This window comes from Aquitalea sp. LB_tupeE (assembly GCF_013391415.1).
Lineage (GTDB): Bacteria > Pseudomonadota > Gammaproteobacteria > Burkholderiales > Chromobacteriaceae > Aquitalea.
Genome location: NZ_JACAXB010000018.1, coordinates 275,115 through 291,560, shown reverse-complemented (window position 1 = coordinate 291,560; position 16,446 = coordinate 275,115). Strand labels below are relative to the sequence as shown.

General features: G+C 61.7%; 13 protein-coding genes. All 13 read right to left on the bottom strand.

Annotated elements, in window-relative coordinates; translation table 11 throughout:
• Positions 1-137 precede the first annotated feature (137 nt).
• Positions 138-368, bottom strand: coding sequence for a formate dehydrogenase subunit delta (locus tag HWX34_RS10735; RefSeq protein WP_178972225.1), 231 nt, complete (start codon positions 366-368; stop codon positions 138-140).
• On the bottom strand, positions 365-3,235 hold the full coding sequence (gene fdhF / locus HWX34_RS10730; protein WP_178972224.1) for a formate dehydrogenase subunit alpha: 2,871 nt from the start codon (positions 3,233-3,235) through the stop codon (positions 365-367). The genes HWX34_RS10735 and fdhF overlap by 4 nt, the downstream gene beginning before the upstream one ends.
• Positions 3,232-4,791, bottom strand: a complete 1,560-nt coding sequence (locus HWX34_RS10725; RefSeq protein ID WP_178972223.1) for an NADH-ubiquinone oxidoreductase-F iron-sulfur binding region domain-containing protein — start codon at positions 4,789-4,791, stop codon at positions 3,232-3,234. The genes fdhF and HWX34_RS10725 overlap by 4 nt, the downstream gene beginning before the upstream one ends.
• Complete coding sequence (locus tag HWX34_RS10720; protein WP_178972222.1) at positions 4,785-5,261, bottom strand: formate dehydrogenase subunit gamma; 477 nt, start codon at positions 5,259-5,261, stop codon at positions 4,785-4,787. The genes HWX34_RS10725 and HWX34_RS10720 overlap by 7 nt, the downstream gene beginning before the upstream one ends.
• A gap of 145 nt (positions 5,262-5,406) precedes the next feature.
• Positions 5,407-6,609, bottom strand: coding sequence for a formaldehyde dehydrogenase, glutathione-independent (fdhA, locus tag HWX34_RS10715; protein ID WP_178972221.1), 1,203 nt, complete (start codon positions 6,607-6,609; stop codon positions 5,407-5,409).
• Between the two features lie 974 nt (positions 6,610-7,583).
• Complete coding sequence (locus HWX34_RS10710; RefSeq protein ID WP_178972220.1) at positions 7,584-8,276, bottom strand: hypothetical protein; 693 nt, start codon at positions 8,274-8,276, stop codon at positions 7,584-7,586.
• 559 nt (positions 8,277-8,835) lie between these two features.
• Positions 8,836-9,774, bottom strand: a complete 939-nt coding sequence (locus tag HWX34_RS10705) for a choline ABC transporter substrate-binding protein (RefSeq protein ID WP_045847918.1) — start codon at positions 9,772-9,774, stop codon at positions 8,836-8,838.
• Positions 9,775-10,015: 241 nt separating this feature from the next.
• A complete protein-coding gene (locus HWX34_RS10700; protein ID WP_159875007.1) occupies positions 10,016-11,002 on the bottom strand; it encodes a GlxA family transcriptional regulator in 987 nt (328 codons plus the stop codon).
• Between the two features lie 95 nt (positions 11,003-11,097).
• Positions 11,098-11,964, bottom strand: a complete 867-nt coding sequence (locus tag HWX34_RS10695; protein ID WP_255496669.1) for a proline/glycine betaine ABC transporter permease — start codon at positions 11,962-11,964, stop codon at positions 11,098-11,100.
• 81 nt (positions 11,965-12,045) lie between these two features.
• Complete coding sequence (locus HWX34_RS10690; RefSeq protein ID WP_178972219.1) at positions 12,046-13,095, bottom strand: glycine betaine/L-proline ABC transporter ATP-binding protein; 1,050 nt, start codon at positions 13,093-13,095, stop codon at positions 12,046-12,048.
• A gap of 51 nt (positions 13,096-13,146) precedes the next feature.
• A complete protein-coding gene (locus HWX34_RS10685; RefSeq protein WP_178972218.1) occupies positions 13,147-13,482 on the bottom strand; it encodes a hypothetical protein in 336 nt (111 codons plus the stop codon).
• Between the two features lie 383 nt (positions 13,483-13,865).
• A complete protein-coding gene (locus tag HWX34_RS10680; RefSeq protein ID WP_178972217.1) occupies positions 13,866-14,975 on the bottom strand; it encodes a hybrid-cluster NAD(P)-dependent oxidoreductase in 1,110 nt (369 codons plus the stop codon).
• Positions 14,976-15,148: 173 nt separating this feature from the next.
• Complete coding sequence (locus tag HWX34_RS10675) at positions 15,149-16,414, bottom strand: SRPBCC family protein (RefSeq protein ID WP_178972216.1); 1,266 nt, start codon at positions 16,412-16,414, stop codon at positions 15,149-15,151.
• Between the last annotated feature and the right edge of the window lie 32 nt (positions 16,415-16,446).

Sequence of the window (16,446 nt, the reverse complement as noted above, 5' to 3'; positions counted from 1 at the left end):
AATGACAAGTTTTGTAAAGCAACGGTGTCATGCGCCATAGCGCCGGTGGCGGCATGACACCGAGGACGGAAATGAGCCGGGGGCGATAAAAAGCGATAAGAAGGGACGCGCAGCATGCTGCCGCGCATCCCTTGCCATCAGTGCTGTGCTGCTGGCAATGCCAACTTGCGTACGGCGATGCAGGCGGCTGGGCGCAGATCGGCAGCTTCGCCCTGCTCCACGGCCTCGGCCAGCCGCTGGCGCATGGCCGGGGCCCAGAAGCGTTGCAGATGGCTGGCGATTTCCGCCGCGGCCTCTTCCTCGCTGCTGTCGGCGCTGAAAAAGTCGCTGATCTGATTGGCCATCTTCACCAGGTGTGACGGGTTCATTGCACCTCCTCCCCACGGCCTTGCCGCAGCAGTTCCTGTTGCTGACGGCTGAAATGACGATAGCGCTGCTGCCATTCCGACGGCTGGTTGACCTTGATGATTTCCACCGCAGTTACCTTGTATTCCGGGCAGTTGGTAGCCCAGTCGGAATTATCCGTGGTGATGACATTGGCCCCGGATTCCGGGAAGTGGAAGGTGGTGTACACCACCCCGGCGGCTACCCGTTCGCTTACCCTGGCGCGTAGCACAGTCTCACCGGCGCGGCTGGCCACACCCACCCAGTCGCCATCGACAATGCCACGGTTCTCGGCATCGGCCGGGTGGATTTCCAGCCGGTCTTCCTCGTGCCAGGCCACGTTGTCGGTACGGCGGGTTTGCGCGCCAACATTGTACTGGCTGAGGATGCGCCCGGTGGTGAGCAACAGCGGGAAGCGGCCGTTGACGCGTTCTTCGGTCGGCACATAGCGGGTAATCATGAAGCGGCCCTTGCCGCGCACGAATTCGCCGATATGCATGGTGACCGTGCCATCCGGCGCTGCCGCATTGCATGGCCATTGCAGGCTGCCATGGCGCTCCAGCGCGGCATAGCTGACGCCGCTGAAGGTGGGCGTCAGGCGGGCGATTTCATCCATGATTTCTGACGGATGACGGTAATCCATGGCATAGCCCAGTGCCTGGGCCAGAGCGACAGTGACTTCCCAGTCGGCCTTGCCGCCCAGCGGGTCCATCACCTTGCGCACGCGCGAGATGCGGCGCTCGGCATTGGTGAAGGTGCCGTCTTTTTCTAGGAAGGAGCTGCCCGGCAAGAACACATGGGCGAACTTGGCGGTTTCGTTGAGGAAAATATCCTGCACCACCACGCACTCCATGGCCGACAGTGCGGCGGTGACATGCTGGGTGTTGGGGTCGCTCTGCGCGATGTCCTCACCCTGGCAGTACAGCGCCTTGAAGCTGCCATCCAGCGCGGCTTCGAACATATTGGGAATGCGCAGGCCGGGCTCGTTATGCAGCGGCACGCCCCAAGCCTGTTCAAATTCGGCGCGCACCACGTCGTCCGACACATGGCGGTAGCCGGGGAATTCGTGCGGGAAGCTGCCCATATCGCAGGAGCCCTGCACATTGTTCTGGCCGCGCAGCGGGTTCACCCCCACGCCTTCGCGGCCGATATTGCCGGTGGCCATGGCCAGGTTGGCAATCGCCATCACCGAAGTGCTGCCCTGGCTGTGTTCGGTCACCCCCAGGCCGTAATAGATGGCGGCATTGCCAGCGCTGGCATACAGCCGGGCGGCGGCGCGGATGTCATCTGCCGCCACGCCGCATACGTCGGCCATCGCCTCCGGTGCGTGTTCCGGCTGGGCGACAAAATGCCGCCAGTGACCAAAGGCTGCGCTATCGCAACGGGCGGCGACAAAGTCCTCGTCCAGCAGCCCTTCGGTGACGATGACATGGGCCAGTGCATTGAGCATGGCCACATTGGTGCCGGGGCGCAGCGCCAGATGATGGGCGGCGCGGGCGTGGATGGCGTCCACCAGGTCGATGCGGCGCGGGTCGATGACAATCAGCTGCGCGCCCTGGCGCAGGCGGCGCTTGAGCTGGGAGGCAAATACCGGATGCGCATCGCTGGGGTTGGCACCAATCACCAGCACCACGTCGGCCTGCATCACCGAATCGAAGCTCTGGGTACCGGCGGATTCACCCAGCGTCTGTTTCAGGCCATAGCCAGTGGGCGAATGGCAGACGCGGGCGCAGGTGTCGACGTTGTTATTGCCAAAGGCGGCGCGCACCAGCTTTTGCACCAGATAGGTTTCTTCATTGGTGCAGCGGCTGGAGGTGATGCCGCCCACCGCGTCGCGGCCATATTTTTGCTGGATGCGGCGGAATTCGCTGGCAGCGTGATTGAGCGCCACTTCCCAGCTGACTTCCTGCCACGGCGCGTCGATGCTGCTGCGTATCATCGGCTTGGTGATGCGGTCCGGGTGGGTGGCATAGCCCCAGGCAAAGCGGCCCTTGACGCAGGAGTGGCCATGGTTGGCCTGGCCGTTCTTGTCCGGCACCATGCGCACCAGCTGGTTACCCTTGAGTTCGGCACGGAAGGAGCAGCCCACGCCGCAATAGGCGCAGGTGGTGATGACGCTGCGCTCCGGCTGGCCCCACTGGATGACGCTCTTTTCCATCAGCGTGGCAGTCGGGCAGGCCTGCACGCAGGCCCCGCAGGACACGCACTCCGAGCCGAGAAAATCCGCCCCGCCTGCCGGGCTGACGCGGGATTCAAAACCGCGTCCGGCAATGGTCAGCGCAAACGTGCCCTGGGTTTCTTCACAGGCGCGCACGCAGCGGTTGCACACAATGCACTTGGACGGGTCGTAATCGAAATACGGGTTGGAAACGTCTTTCTTGTCCTGCCGATGGTTGGCCCCATCCATGCCATAACGCACTTCGCGCAAGCCCACCTGCCCGGCCACGGTTTGCAGCTCGCAATTGCCATTGGCACTGCAGGTGAGGCAATCGAGCGGATGGTCGGAGATATACAGCTCCATCACCCCCCGGCGCAGCTTGGCCAGTTTGTCGCTTTGGGTACGCACCACCATACCGGGCGAAACCGGGGTGGTACAGGAGGCCGGATAACCGCGATGGCCGTCGATTTCCACCATGCACATGCGGCAGGAGCCAAACGGCTCCAGGCTGTCGGTGGCGCACAGTTTGGGAATGGCGGTGTCCAGCAGCGCCGCCGCGTGCATGACAGAAGTACCCGGCGGCACGCTGATGTTCTGACCGTCGATGGTAAGGGTGATGCTGGCTTCGCCGGGGCGTGCCGGCGTGCCCATGTCCTTGTTGCAGGATGCACCTGCTCCGCATTGGCAGCTCATCGTGCTTGCTCCTGAGTGTCCAGCCCGAAGTCAGCCGGAAAATGACGCATGGCACTTTGCACGGGAAAGGGGGTCATGCCGCCCAGCGCGCACAAGGAGCCGTATTGCATGGTGTCGCACAGATCATCCAGCAGCGCGCGCTGGCGTTCTCGCTCAGCGCTATCCGGCGCGGCCAGCAGCCGCTCGATCACTTCCACCCCACGGGTGGAGCCGATGCGACAGGGCGTGCACTTGCCGCAGGATTCCTCGGCACAGAACTGCATGGCAAAGCGTGCCATCTGCCCCAGGTGCAGGCTGTCATCGCACAGCACCGCGCCACCGTGGCCCAGCATGGCACCAATGGCGGCCAGCGCTTCGTAATCCAGCGGGGTATCAAATTGCGACGGGGGAATCCACGCGCCCAAGGGGCCGCCCAGCTGCACCGCTTTTACCGGCTTGCCGCTGGCGGTGCCGCCGCCGTAATCAAACACCAGCTCGCGCAGAGTCAAACCAAACGCCCGCTCCACCAGCCCGCCACGCCGCACATTGCCCGCCAGCTGGAAGGCCATGGTGCCCAGCGAGCGGCCCATACCGAAATTGCGATACCACGCCGCCCCGCGCGACAGAATCAGCGGCACCGAGGCCAGCGACAGCACGTTGTGCACCAGGGTGGGCTGGCCGAACAGGCCGTGCAAGGCCGGTAGCGGCGGCTTGGCGCGCACCGTGCCACGGCGGCCTTCTACAGATTCCAGCAGCGAGGTTTCCTCGCCGCAGATATACGCCCCGGCACCTTCCCGCACTTCAATCTCGAATTCATGGCCGCCGTGGGCCACATCCGCGCCCAGATAGCCATGGGCGCGGGCAATGTCTATCGCCTGACGCAGCACGGCAATGGCCGGGGCGTATTCCGAGCGCACATAGATATAGCCACGGCTGGCCCCCACCGCCAGCCCGGCAATGGTCATGCCTTCAATCAGCAGGAAGGGGTCGCCTTCCATCAGCATGCGGTCGGCAAAACTGCCGGAATCGCCCTCGTCGGCATTGCATACCACGTATTTCTGCTCGGCTTGGGCCTGACGCACGGTGCGCCACTTGATGCCCGCCGGGAAGGCCGCACCGCCACGGCCACGCAGGCCGGATTCCAGTACCTCGGCCACGATTTCGTCGTGGCTCAGCCGCGCCGCGTGCTCCAGCCCCTGATAACCGCCATGGGCCAGATAATGTTCCAGCGACAGCGGGCTGGTAATGCCGGCGCGGGCAAACAGCAGGCGCTGCTGGGTTTTCAGATAGGGCAACTCTTCCACCAGACCGACTGACAACAAGTGGTCGCCATTGGCGGCCAGGTCCACATCCAACAGGCTGGCGACTTGATCCGGGCTGACTTCGCGATAACCGGCACGGCCTTGCGGGGTGTCCACCTCTACCAGCGGCTCCAGCCAAAACAGGCCGCGCGAACTGGTGCGCACGATAGTGATGTCCAGCTTGCGGCGCTCCGCTTCGGCGGCAAACGCTGCCGCCACGGCATCCGCGCCCACGGCGCAAGCTACCGAATCCATCGGGATATACAGGGTCAGCATTTCGCCTCCTTGCTACAGGATGCCAGCAGGGCGCTGAGTTTTTCCGGCGTAACGCGCGCGTGCAACTGGCCATCCAGCTGCAAGGCCGGCGCACAGGCACAGGCACCCAGGCAGTAGACCGGGCGCAATTCCAGCTGGCCATCAGCGGTATGGCCGTGGTCGTCCACCCCCAGTTGCGTGCGCAGCTGAGCGGCCAGCGCCTCGGAGCCCATGCTCTGGCAGGCTTCGGCGCGGCACAGGCGCAGGCTGTGCGCGGCAGGCGGGGAGGTACGGAAATCGTGATAGAAGCCGATGACGCCATGCACCTCGGCCTGACTCTGGTTCATGGCACGGGCAATGGTCGGGATGGCATCCGCCGGAATATGGCCCAGTGCATCCTGTACGGCGTGCAGCAGCGGCAGCAGGCCGCCGGGCAGGTCCCGGTATTGCTGCAGCAGTTGCTGGAGTGTCTCTTGTTGTTGTGTGTTCATGCTTGCGGTCCTGCGCGTGAGCCTTGCTTGAAAACATGCTGTTTGACTGCCAGACGGCAAGATTGCGCCGTCTGGCAGCACACTGCAATGCCCAATTGGCGTGTGCTGCCAGTCGGGCATGTACTACTTGATGGTGAGCTCAGTGTCAGGCTGCGCGCAGCAGTTGCAGATGCGGGTCGATGACGAATTTCTTCGGCGCACCGCCATCGAAAGCCGCATAGCCCTGCGGGGCCTGATCCAGCGTAATCAGCTCCACCCCCACCACCTCGGCAATATTGATGCGGTCCCACAAAATGGCCTGCATCAGCGCACGGTTGTACTTCATCACCGGGGTCTGGCCGGTAAAGAAGGCGTGTGACTTGGCCCAGCCCAGCCCCAGCCGTACCGACAGGCTGCCTTTGCGCGCTGCCTCGTCCTTGGCACCCGGGTCATCAGTCACATACAGGCCAGGAATGCCGATACGCCCTGCTTCACGGGTGACTTCCATCAGCGAATTGAGCACCGTGGCCGGGGCTTCCTGTTGCGAACCGGCATGGCCGTGGCCACGCGCCTCGAAGCCGACCGCGTCGATGGCGCAGTCCACTTCCGGCACGCCCAGAATGGCGGCTATCTGCTCGGCCAGCGTGGCGTCCAGCGACAGGTCGGCAGTTTCAAAACCTACCGCCCGCGCATGCACCAGCCGCGCCGGGTTCACATCCCCCACTATCACCACCGCTGCACCCAGCAAGCGGGCCGATGCCGCCGCGGCCAGTCCCACCGGGCCTGCGCCAGCCACATACACCGTACTGCCGGGGCCGACACCCGCCGATACCGCACCGTGATAGCCGGTAGGCAAAATATCGGACAGGCAGGTGAGATCGCGTATCTTGGCCATGGCCTGATCGCGGTCGGGGAATTTCAGCAGGTTGAAGTCGGCATAAGGCACCATCACGTATTCCGCCTGCCCGCCCACCCAGCCGCCCATGTCGACATAGCCATAAGCCCCGCCAGCGCGGGACGGGTTTACCGACAGGCACACGCCGGTGTGCTGTTCCTTGCAGCAGCGGCAACGGCCGCACGCCACATTGAACGGCACCGACACGATGTCGCCCTTCTGCAGGGTTTCCACGTCGCTGCCCAGCTCGATCACCTCGCCGGTGATTTCATGCCCCAGCACCAGGCCGGAAGGCGCGGTGGTACGGCCACGTACCATGTGCTGGTCCGAGCCACAGATATTGGTGCTGAGTACTTTCAGAATGACCCCATGGCCCAGCTTGCGGCCCTGGGGGGATACCAGTTCGGGAAAGGGAATGGACTGTACTTCTACCTTGCCTGGCCCTACATAAACTACGCCGCGGTTACCCGTCATTGTTGTCTCCTCACTGCCACTGCATCGGAGCGCGCCCCACTCCGGGGGGAGCCTGCGCCAACCATGGCTGGCGGCCCACCCCAAGATAAGGGAGTGGCGGGTGGGCAACTTGAACAAATGCGACAGCTTTGCGGTGGATAACGTCTGTTTCCAGTCAGGCTGGCGGATAAAAAAACCTGTGTAATCATGGGGTTTTATGTACAGAACAGGCAGCACTGACATCCGCTCACGCGGATGATGATTTATATGCCGCTTCCGCGCGGCGGACGGGAAGGAGGGCTTGTCTGGCCAATCCCTCCTTCACCTCCAAGGCCACCCCACAAACATGGCCTGCAGCTCCCCTCCGGGACCCGACCGGGTCGAGGCGCGCCTGAACTCGCGATTGGCTAACGTCAAATCGCTCAGACATTGCAGGCGCTTAAAACCTCGCCCCGGTCACCCGTCGGCATGCTTGACGGGGCCCATGGGCGCATTGGTGCGGTGACTTTTAATGGTATCGGGTAGCGTCCATTTGGCAGACATTTCACACAAGCCAGTCTCTCTCTTTTTCTAATTAAAACCTCTGTCGGAGCTGGCCCAGTCCCGTCAGCGCGAGCCGACGCAGACGTACCGCTCAGGGTCTTAAGCGGTCGGCTGTCCGCAGCGGCGCGACGATAGCGCGCCGCAAGTTCCGGCCGCGCCCTGAGCGGCATGGCTGGGGCGGGAATTCGACGCGCTGCCGGTCGCCTTTTCTTTGGGTACTTTCTTTTTGGCGAAGCAAAAGAAAGTACCTCGACGGCGGGGCGAGACCCGCGAAGTTGTATTTGCCTTTGATTTTTAAGGGCCGCTATTGATACACAAAGGGCAAGCATCCGCTCACGCGGATGATGATTTACATGCCGCTTCCGCGCGGCAGACGGGAAAGAGGGCTTGCCTGGCCAAGCCCTCCTTCACCTCCAAGGCCACCAACAAGCATGGCCTGCGGAAGCCCGGTTTCAGTTTGGCGTTGCTCCCCTACCCTCCGCCGCCTCCACCCGCCACGCCTGTTTGTTCATCCGTCTGGCCAATAGCTGATGGCAAGCCTCCGCCAGCCGCAGCAGCTCGGCATTGCTGCTGGGCAAACCAGCCGGGGCGGCAATGTGCTGGGCCAATGCCTGCAAGGGCGTGGCCTGACTGTTGAGCGCCACCAGTCGGCCATGGGCATGGCGGCTGGCGTGATTGGGGGTGAAGCGCAGCGTCAGCAGCCAATGGCCATGCTGCCAGCCTTGCCCCTGTTCCAGTACCGCACGTAATACCGCATGGCTGATCTGCTGCCCGGCCTCCGCAGCCATGGCCAGAGCCTGGTCGTGGCGTGGGGCGTCGCTTGGGCGTTGCTGCAAGGCGGGGAGGATTTGGCGGTTCAGCCAGTGGCGCAGCCGTTGTGTTGCCGGGCGATGGATTTGGCGCAGCGCCTGTTGCAGGGTGTTTTCCGGCCAGTAGTGTACCGGGCTGTCGTGTGGTGGGTGTTTACAGCAGGGATGTTGTTGGAGGATGTGTTGCAGGCGATGGCGCAAGCGTGGGCCAAACAGCTGGAGGATGTCGTCGCCGTGCAGGCAGCAGGTGTGGGGGTGGATGTGCAGGCGGATGGGTTTGCCGAGGTAGTACAGGGTAAGGGGTGGGGGAATGGCTGATGGTGAGTTTTGTGTCATGGGGCTGATCTCCAATTTCACCAACTAGATATACAGGTCGCCAAACCTGATTGCGCCTGGTGGCGCAACCGGGTAAGGCTAATCAGCGTTGTTGGCAGCGGCAAGGGTGGAGGGACACGGAAACACTGGCATGTGGTGCAGATAAGGAGTTTGAATCCGCTGCGCGGATGATGTTTTGTGTTGCCGCTTCCGCGCGGCGAACGGGAAAGAGGGCTTGCCTGGCCAAGCCCTCCTTCACCTCCAAGGCCACCCCACAAGCATGGCCTGCGGCTGCCCGACAGGGCCCGTCCGGGGCGAGGCGCGCCTGAACTCGCGATTTTCTAACGTCAAATCGCTCAAACAGGGCAGGCGCTTAACACCTCGCCCCGGTCACCCGTCGGCATGCTTGACGGGGCCGATTGGGCGCGTCGGTGCGGTGGTTCTCTGATCCAGAACACCTGTCGGAGCTGGCACGGTCCCGTCAGCGCAAGCCGACGCAGTCTAGTGCGCTGTACGCAAGCCTCCCCAGCAAAAAGCCCCGACCAGAGCCGGGGCTTTCAAAGGTGCGCTACCGATAAAATCAGTGACCCAGCGCCTTGTTCACTGCAGCCAGGCCAGGCTTGCCATCCAGCGTGGTGACACCGGCCAGCCAGGTTTTCAGGATGTCCGGGTTCTTCTTCAGGTAATCACGTGCGGCGGTTTCCGGCTTCACCTTGTCCATGATCGGGCCCATCACGCGGTTTTCGATGGTGGTGGTGAAGTGCAGGTTATGCAGCAGCTTGCCCACATTCGGACAGCGGGTTTCGTAATCCGGGCTGATGGCGGTGAACACCTTGGCTTCACCCAGGTTGGGGCCGAACACATCGTCGCCGCCGGTCAGGTAGGCCATCTTGTATTTCACGTTCATCGGGTGCGGTTCCCAGCCCAGGAACACAATCCACTTTTTCTGGCGGATGGAGCGTTCCACCTCGGCCAGCATGCCGGCTTCGCTGGATTCCACCATCTTGAAACCCGCCAGGTTGAACTGGTTTTTCTTGATCATGCCGTCAATCAGCAGATTGCCGTCATTACCCGGCTCGATGCCGTAGATCTTGCCGTCCAGCTTGTCCTTGAACTTGGCAATGTCCTTGAAATCCTTCAGGCCACCGGCAGCCACATAGTCCGGTACTGCCAGCGTGTACTTGGCACCCACCAGGTTGGGGGTATCCAGTACCTTGATCTGCCCTGCCTTGACGAAAGGCTCGATCACCGGGGTCATGGACGGGTTCCAGTAACCCAGGAACACGTCGATCTGCTTGCTCTTGATGCCGGAAAAGGTGATGGGCACCGAGGCGATGGTGGTGGAGGGCTTGTAGCCCAGGCCTTCCAGTACCACGCTGGCCATGCCGGTGGTGGCGGCGATGTCGGTCCAGCCTACATCGGCGAAACGGACATTGCGGCATTGCGCCGGGTCATTGGCCAGCGCGCTGCCACAGGCAGCCAGCAATACCGAACCCAGCATCAGCTTGCGAATTTTCATTACACCACTCCCGTATAAATGTTTTGATCAACCCGGTGACAGGATTGCCGCGCCAACGCCATGGGTTGGCTGCGGAGAACAGGTGGAAAACCAAGGTCTTGCACAGGGTCAAGATTGCCATGCGCAGCAAGGGCTACTTGCGCCAGCACGACCCCGACTTGCGCGAATGCGCCGTGGAAAAAAGGCCAGTGCTGCAAGGAGTAACAGCACTGGCCGGCTGCCGGTTTTGCCGCCCGGCAACTCAGGCAATGACTGCAGAATCAACCAGATACTGCTGACGTTCGCGGCTGGGCGGATAGCCGAACAGGCCACGGTAGGACTTGGAAAAATGCGATGAGGACAGGAAACCACAGGCCACGGTGACTTCCATCACGCTCATATTGGTTTGCAGCAGCAATTCGCGCGCGCGGCGCAGGCGCAAGTCCAGGTAATACTGGGCCGGGGTGGTGTTGAGATAGCGCTTGAACAGCCGCTCCAGATGGCGCAGCGACACGCCCAGTTCGTCGGCCAGGTTTTCCAGCGAGCGCGGGTTTTCGATATTGCTTTCCATCGACAGCGCGGCATCCACCAGTGTTTCGTGGCCGGTGCCGATACGGGCCAGCAGCGGGATGTGCTGGCGGTCGCCATTGTCGCGCAGGCGGTCGACGATGAACTGCTCGGACACATCCGCCGCCAGGCTCTTGCCGCCCTTGTGGCGGATCAGGTGACACATGAAGTCCAGCGGCGCAGTGCCGCCACTACAGGTAAAGCGGTCGCGGTCCAGCACGAACAGGTCGGAGGTGAACTTGGTCTTGGGGAATTCCTCGCTGATGGACAGCAGGTTTTCCCAGTGGATGGCACAGCGGTAGCCATTGAGCACCCCGGCCTTGGCCAGCGCGAAGGTACCGGTACAGATGGCACCCAGCGGCACGCCCTGCGCAGCAAAGCGACGGATGATGGACAACACCTTGTCATCCACCGCATCACGCACTTGCCAGCCACCACAGACAATCAGCATGTCGTATTGCTGCGGGGCTTCCGGGGAGGTGATGGGGGAGAGTTCCAGCCCGTTACTGGCGGCTACCGGCTGACCATCAGCCGACAGCAGGCTCCAGCGGTAGAGTTTTTTGCGCGACAGGTAATTGGCCATGCGCAGCGGTTCCACGGCGTTGGAAAACGCAATCATGGAAAACTTGTCCAGCAGCAGGAAACCAATATGCGACAACGAAGCGATTTGTTGCGGACCCATGGTGACCTCGGTATGTGATGTGTGTTGAATGGTCTTGTGTTGTCTTGCATCGGCCGGATGGTGCTTGCCATCCGGCCTGTTTGCTGCTGCAGGGTCTAACTGCCCTGCTCTGCCGCACGCGTGGTGGGCGTGTGGCCAAAACTCTCGGTAATGCGGTCCAGGATGATGGCGAGCAACACCACCGCCAGGCCACTTTCAAAACCCAGGCCTACATCCAGCCGCTGGATACTGGCCAGTACATCGTTACCCAGACCACCCGCCCCCACCATGGAGGCAATGATCACCATAGACAGCGCCATCATGATGGTCTGGTTGACCCCGGCCATGATGGAAGGCAGTGCGATGGGCAGTTGCACCTTGAACAACAGCTGCCAGGAAGTACAGCCAAATGCATGGCCGGCTTCCACTTGCTCCTTGTTCACCATGCGGATGCCCAGGCTGGTCAGGCGCACTGCCGGCGGTACGGCAAACACCACGGTGGCCAGAATCCCCGGCACCCGTCCCAGGCCGAAGAACATGGCAGCCGGAATCAGGTAAACAAAAGCCGGCATGGTTTGCATGAAGTCCAGCACCGGGCGCACCAGCATGCCCACCAGCTTGTTGCGCGCACACCAGATACCCACCGGCACGCCCAGCAGCAGGCTGACACAGGTAGCGGACAGGGTGAGCGCCAGGGTGGCGATGGTTTGCCCCCAGAAACCGGTCGCCCAGATCAGGCCCAGTGCGGCACAGACAAACAGGGCAAACTTCCAGCCCAGTCGCCAGAGCCCTATAGAAGCAAAAATCGCGCCCATCACCAGCGGCGGAATCCCCAGCAACAGGAATTCCACCATGGTGGCAAACCAGTCGATGGTGTTGCCGATGGCGTCAAAGGCCCCGGCGTTATGGTCCAGCATGAAATGAATGATCTTGTTGACCCAGTCGCCAATCGGCAACATGTCTTGCGTGCTGATTTCAGCCATGACGGCGTACTCCTTCGGTGCGGCTCACGCACCATCCCGGCGCGGCGGCCGGCAGATGGAACGGAAGGCCTGTTGTCCGGTTCAGTGGGTGGCGGTGCTTTGCAGGCGGTGCTGGGAAATCTTGCTCAGCACGCTGCTGGGCGTGATCAGGCCCAGGCACTGGCCCTGATCGTCGCGTACCTGCAAGGGTTCGGTCTGACCCAACAGCTGCTGCAATACATCCGGCAGGCTGCAGGACGGCGGGACATGCAGGCCGGGGCGACCGGCATGCGGTGCGTGGTTCACCTCGATCAGGTCCTTGGCTTGCAGGTAGCGCGAGGTATCCACGCTCTTGAAGAAGTTGCGCACGTAGTCGTCGGCCGGGTTTTCGATGATTTCCTGCGGCGTGCCCACCTGCACCAGGCGGCCACCTTCCATGATGGCGATGCGGGTGCCGATACGCAGGGCCTCTTCCAGGTCGTGCGATACGAAGAAGATGGTGCGGCGCTGTTCGCGCTGCAGTTTGAGCAGGATGTCCTGCATTTCGGAACGCTTGAGCGGGTCCAGCGCCGAGAAGGCCTCGTCCATCAGCATCAGCGAAGGATTGACCGCCAGCGCCCGCACCAGGCCAACACGCTGCTGCATGCCGCCGGACAGTTCGTGCGGGTATTTGTGGGCAAACGGTGCCAGGCCAACTTGCTCCAGCACTTCCATGCCACGGGCTTCGCGGCTCTTGCGGTCCACCCCGGCAATTTCCAGGCCGAATGCCGCGTTATCCAGCACCGAGCGGTGCGGCATCAGGGCAAAGCTCTGGAACACCATGCTCATGTCGCGGCGGCGCAAATCCACCAGTTGCTTGTAATTGAACTTGGTGATGTCCTGGCCATCCAGAATGATCTGGCCGTCAGTCGGGTCCATCAGGCGGTTGATCAGGCGGATCAGGGTGGACTTGCCGGAACCGGACAAGCCCATCAGCACGAAGATTTCCCCTTCCTGCACAGAAAACGACACATCGTTCACGCCGACCACACTGCCGGTCTGCTTGAAGATTTCATCCTTGTGCGCGCCGGATTTCAGCATGCGCATGACGTCTGAGGACTTGCCCCCAAACACCTTGTAGAGGTTCTTCACCACTATCTTGGCCGACTGCATTGTCTCTTCTCCTTCGTAGCGATCACACGCTGGGCCTGACTTGCGCCTGCTTCATTCACCGCTGTCCGGCAGTGCTGAAATCTTGTACGCCAGTCGGTTTGCCATCGTGTCCGGCACGGCAGTCCTGCTGCCGGTCGGGATATGGTCTTGCCGGATACTTCGTGCCTGTTCCGGGCCTTTTAACATTGCTGCCTGCCATTGCTGGCTGGCGTTTACCGGTGACCAAAACCAGAACCCTTTTGCCCGTCGGGCCACCGCAGTGTGGTATTCCCCATGGCCGTTGCCCGCCAGCTGTGCCGGTATTTCGCCGGATCTGCTGACTGATCCGGCAAGCACCGCCACCACTTCCACCGCCAACGATTTCGAAGAATGTTTAATGTAAATCAAGGATTACGATAGGGAGTTAGTGGTATTTAAAATAACCGCATTCCGACGCTGATCTGCCTGCAAACGACATCAGGTCGAGAAATGACAATTCTTCACCCCTGTACAGCAAAATCAGCTGCTTAGCGCCATCTGGCCGCTACAAGCTGCCCTTCTGACCCTGTCGTAAAAAAACAGCAATACTTCGCCAAGAAAAATCGCTGCCTGTAGTGGATTTTCCTGATGCAGCGCACCAATGGCATAAGGGCAGCAAATTTCACTAGCTAATAGGTATAAAGCAAGAAAAATGCCTGTGCCCAAACGAGCAAGCAGGCATCAAGGGAGCCACACGACAAGGCCTGCTCCGGGGGGGGAAGCAGGCCCAGGGGAAATCAGCGCGCAGGCAATCAGCGGTCTACCACCAGATCGCTCAGCGGCTTGCTACAGCAGGGCAGGAAGAAACCCTGGTCCACCTCGCGCTGGCGGATGCCGCCTTCGTGCTGCATGTCCACCTTGCCTTCCAGCAATCTGGTCTTGCAGGTACCGCACACACCACGGGTGCAGGATGCGGGCAGGCGCATGCCCTTGGCCAGCGCGGCGGCCAGCACGGTCTGGCCCGGTGCCACCGACAAGTCATCGCCCATCTTGGCAAAGTGCACATTAAAACCACCGCCCTCGCAGCTGGCCGAGATTTTATCCACCGCCTCATCCGGCGCTGAGGCCGCCAGCTCGGCAAAATTGAAGCTCTCTTCGTGGTAGTGCTGCATGTCAAAGCCGCAGTCCTGCAGCATCTGCCGTACCGAAGCCATATACGGTGCCGGGCCACAGCAAAACACCTGGCGCGCCATCAAATCCGGCACCATGTGCAGCAGGCGCGCCGCGTCCAGTCGGCCGGTAAAGCCAGGCCACTCCGGCTCACCCTGACGGTTTTCGCAGACAATCGCCTGGCTGAAGGTGGCGTGGCTGCTGGCAAGCTGGGCCAGTTCCTTGCGGAAAATGATGTCGCGCGGCGAGCGTGCGCTGTGGACAAACATGATGTCCGCACCACTGGCCAGGTCGGTCAGTGCACGGCTCATCGACATCAGCGGCGTGATACCGCTACCGGCGGACAAGAACAGATACGGGGTGCTGGCATGACGCACATAGGTGAATTCGCCGGACGGCCCCAGCACGTTCAACTGCATGCCGGGACGCAGCGTGTCATGCAGCCAGCCGGATACCACGCCACCGGGTATACGCTTGACGGTGATGCTGACGCGGTCTGGCCGGGTGGGGCTGGAGGACAGGGTGTAGCAACGGTTGACGCTCTCCCCGTTGATGTCCAGTTCCAGCGTGATGAACTGGCCGGGCTGGTAATGAAAGCGGCGCGGCGGTTCGGCACGGAACACAAAGGTTTTGACGTCGTGGGTTTCCTCACGCACCTGCACGCATTGCAGCGTGCTGTCTTCGCCCGGCTGCCACCACGGCAGGTCGGCGGCTTGCGGGTGGGTATCCGGATGGGTGTTGACGCTGCTCATGGCGATTCCTTTGCTGACTGGCTGATCGCCCGTTGGCGGGCTGTTGCTGTAAGACCCGATAACAAACCCCCCGAGCCCCGGGTTCTCTACGCGGTTTTGTTAGCGGCTCTAAGAGTGGCAGGCCGCGCCTGGCAGCCTGCCGTTTACGACGCTTTACGGCGCGGAAAACCGGCTCAACCCTGTTCCAGCCCTGCCCCCAGGCGGCCGATATACCAGTTGGTGAATTTCTCCACCAGCTCTTCGGTATAGGGCGAATACGGGCCGGGACGGTAGGCGGTGCTGCTGACGCCCACTTGCGACTCTTCCACCAGATGGCGGTCCTGGCCGTTGGTGGCATTCCACACACGGGTAAGGTTGGCCACGTCGTAATCCACGCCTTCCACCGCATCCTTGTGCACCAGCCACTTGGTACGCACCAGCGTGGTGTCCGGAGTCAGCGGCAGTACGGTGAAGGTGACGATGTGGTCGGCCATGAAATGGTGCCAGGAGTTGGGCTGCGTCCAGAAGGACAGGCCGCCAGAGTCGGCATCCTTGATGTCGCCCAGCAGCTTCTTGCAGGCCGAGCCGGTGTCCATGGTCTGCGACTGGCCCTTGCGGTCCAGCGGCATGCGCATGGTGCGGAAGCCGGACACGTCGGACAGCTTTTCGATTTCCGCCGACGGCAGGCCACAGGCCTCCCAGCGCGCATGGCTGTCCTTGACGATGTTTTCGTAATTGGCCAGGCCCGCCGCCAGTTCGGCCTTGGGGGCAAAACCGTAGCTGTAGGCATACAGCGAAATGGTCAGCTCGGGATGGTTGCCAGTGCAGTGGTAGCACTCGCGGTTGTTTTCCATCGTCAGCTTCCAGTTGCCCGCCTCGATGATGTCGATCTGGGCGGCCACCTTGGTGTTTTCAATCTGGTGCGGGGCGATATAAGGGCCCATTTGCTCCAGCATCACGTCGATGTCAGCCGGCGGCTCGTCGGCCAGACAGACAAACAGCAGGCCTTCCAGATTCTTCAGATGCACCGGCTTCAGGCTGTGATGCGACAGGTCGAAACCTTCCGGCATGTGGTCGGCAAAAATCAGCTTGCCGGCCAGGTTATAGGTCCACTGGTGATAAGGACAGACCAGATTGCCCACCGAGCCTTTTTCATCGGCACACAGGCGCGAACCACGATGGCGGCAGACATTGTGGAAAGCCTTGATCTGCATGTCGTCGTCACGCAGGATCAGGATGGGTTCCTTGCCGATTTCCACGGTGACATAGTCGCCCGGCTCGGGAATTTCCGACGCCACGGCCACGTAAATCCAGTGCCGCTGGAAGATGTACTTGATGTCGGCCTCAAACACTTCCTGCGAATTGTAAAACGGGGCCTCCAGGCTATACCCCGGCTGACGGCGGGCAACCAGCTCACGCAGTTTTTGTACCGGCTGGAAGCGAATGGCGCTTTCTTGCATTTCACGCATCTCCAAAACAAGTTTTTGCTCAG

What these genes read in the sequence shown, in the direction of transcription:
- HWX34_RS10735 (WP_178972225.1), bottom strand. Translation starts at nt 368, where the DNA reads ATGAACCCGTCACACCTGGTGAAGATGGCCAATCAGATCAGCGACTTT.
- fdhF (WP_178972224.1), bottom strand. Translation starts at nt 3,235, where the DNA reads ATGAGCTGCCAATGCGGAGCAGGTGCATCCTGCAACAAGGACATGGGC.
- HWX34_RS10725 (WP_178972223.1), bottom strand. Translation starts at nt 4,791, where the DNA reads ATGCTGACCCTGTATATCCCGATGGATTCGGTAGCTTGCGCCGTGGGC.
- HWX34_RS10720 (WP_178972222.1), bottom strand. Translation starts at nt 5,261, where the DNA reads ATGAACACACAACAACAAGAGACACTCCAGCAACTGCTGCAGCAATAC.
- fdhA (WP_178972221.1), bottom strand. Translation starts at nt 6,609, where the DNA reads ATGACGGGTAACCGCGGCGTAGTTTATGTAGGGCCAGGCAAGGTAGAA.
- HWX34_RS10710 (WP_178972220.1), bottom strand. Translation starts at nt 8,276, where the DNA reads ATGACACAAAACTCACCATCAGCCATTCCCCCACCCCTTACCCTGTAC.
- HWX34_RS10705 (WP_045847918.1), bottom strand. Translation starts at nt 9,774, where the DNA reads ATGAAAATTCGCAAGCTGATGCTGGGTTCGGTATTGCTGGCTGCCTGT.
- HWX34_RS10700 (WP_159875007.1), bottom strand. Translation starts at nt 11,002, where the DNA reads ATGGGTCCGCAACAAATCGCTTCGTTGTCGCATATTGGTTTCCTGCTG.
- HWX34_RS10695 (WP_255496669.1), bottom strand. Translation starts at nt 11,964, where the DNA reads ATGGCTGAAATCAGCACGCAAGACATGTTGCCGATTGGCGACTGGGTC.
- HWX34_RS10690 (WP_178972219.1), bottom strand. Translation starts at nt 13,095, where the DNA reads ATGCAGTCGGCCAAGATAGTGGTGAAGAACCTCTACAAGGTGTTTGGG.
- HWX34_RS10680 (WP_178972217.1), bottom strand. Translation starts at nt 14,975, where the DNA reads ATGAGCAGCGTCAACACCCATCCGGATACCCACCCGCAAGCCGCCGAC.
- HWX34_RS10675 (WP_178972216.1), bottom strand. Translation starts at nt 16,414, where the DNA reads ATGCAAGAAAGCGCCATTCGCTTCCAGCCGGTACAAAAACTGCGTGAG.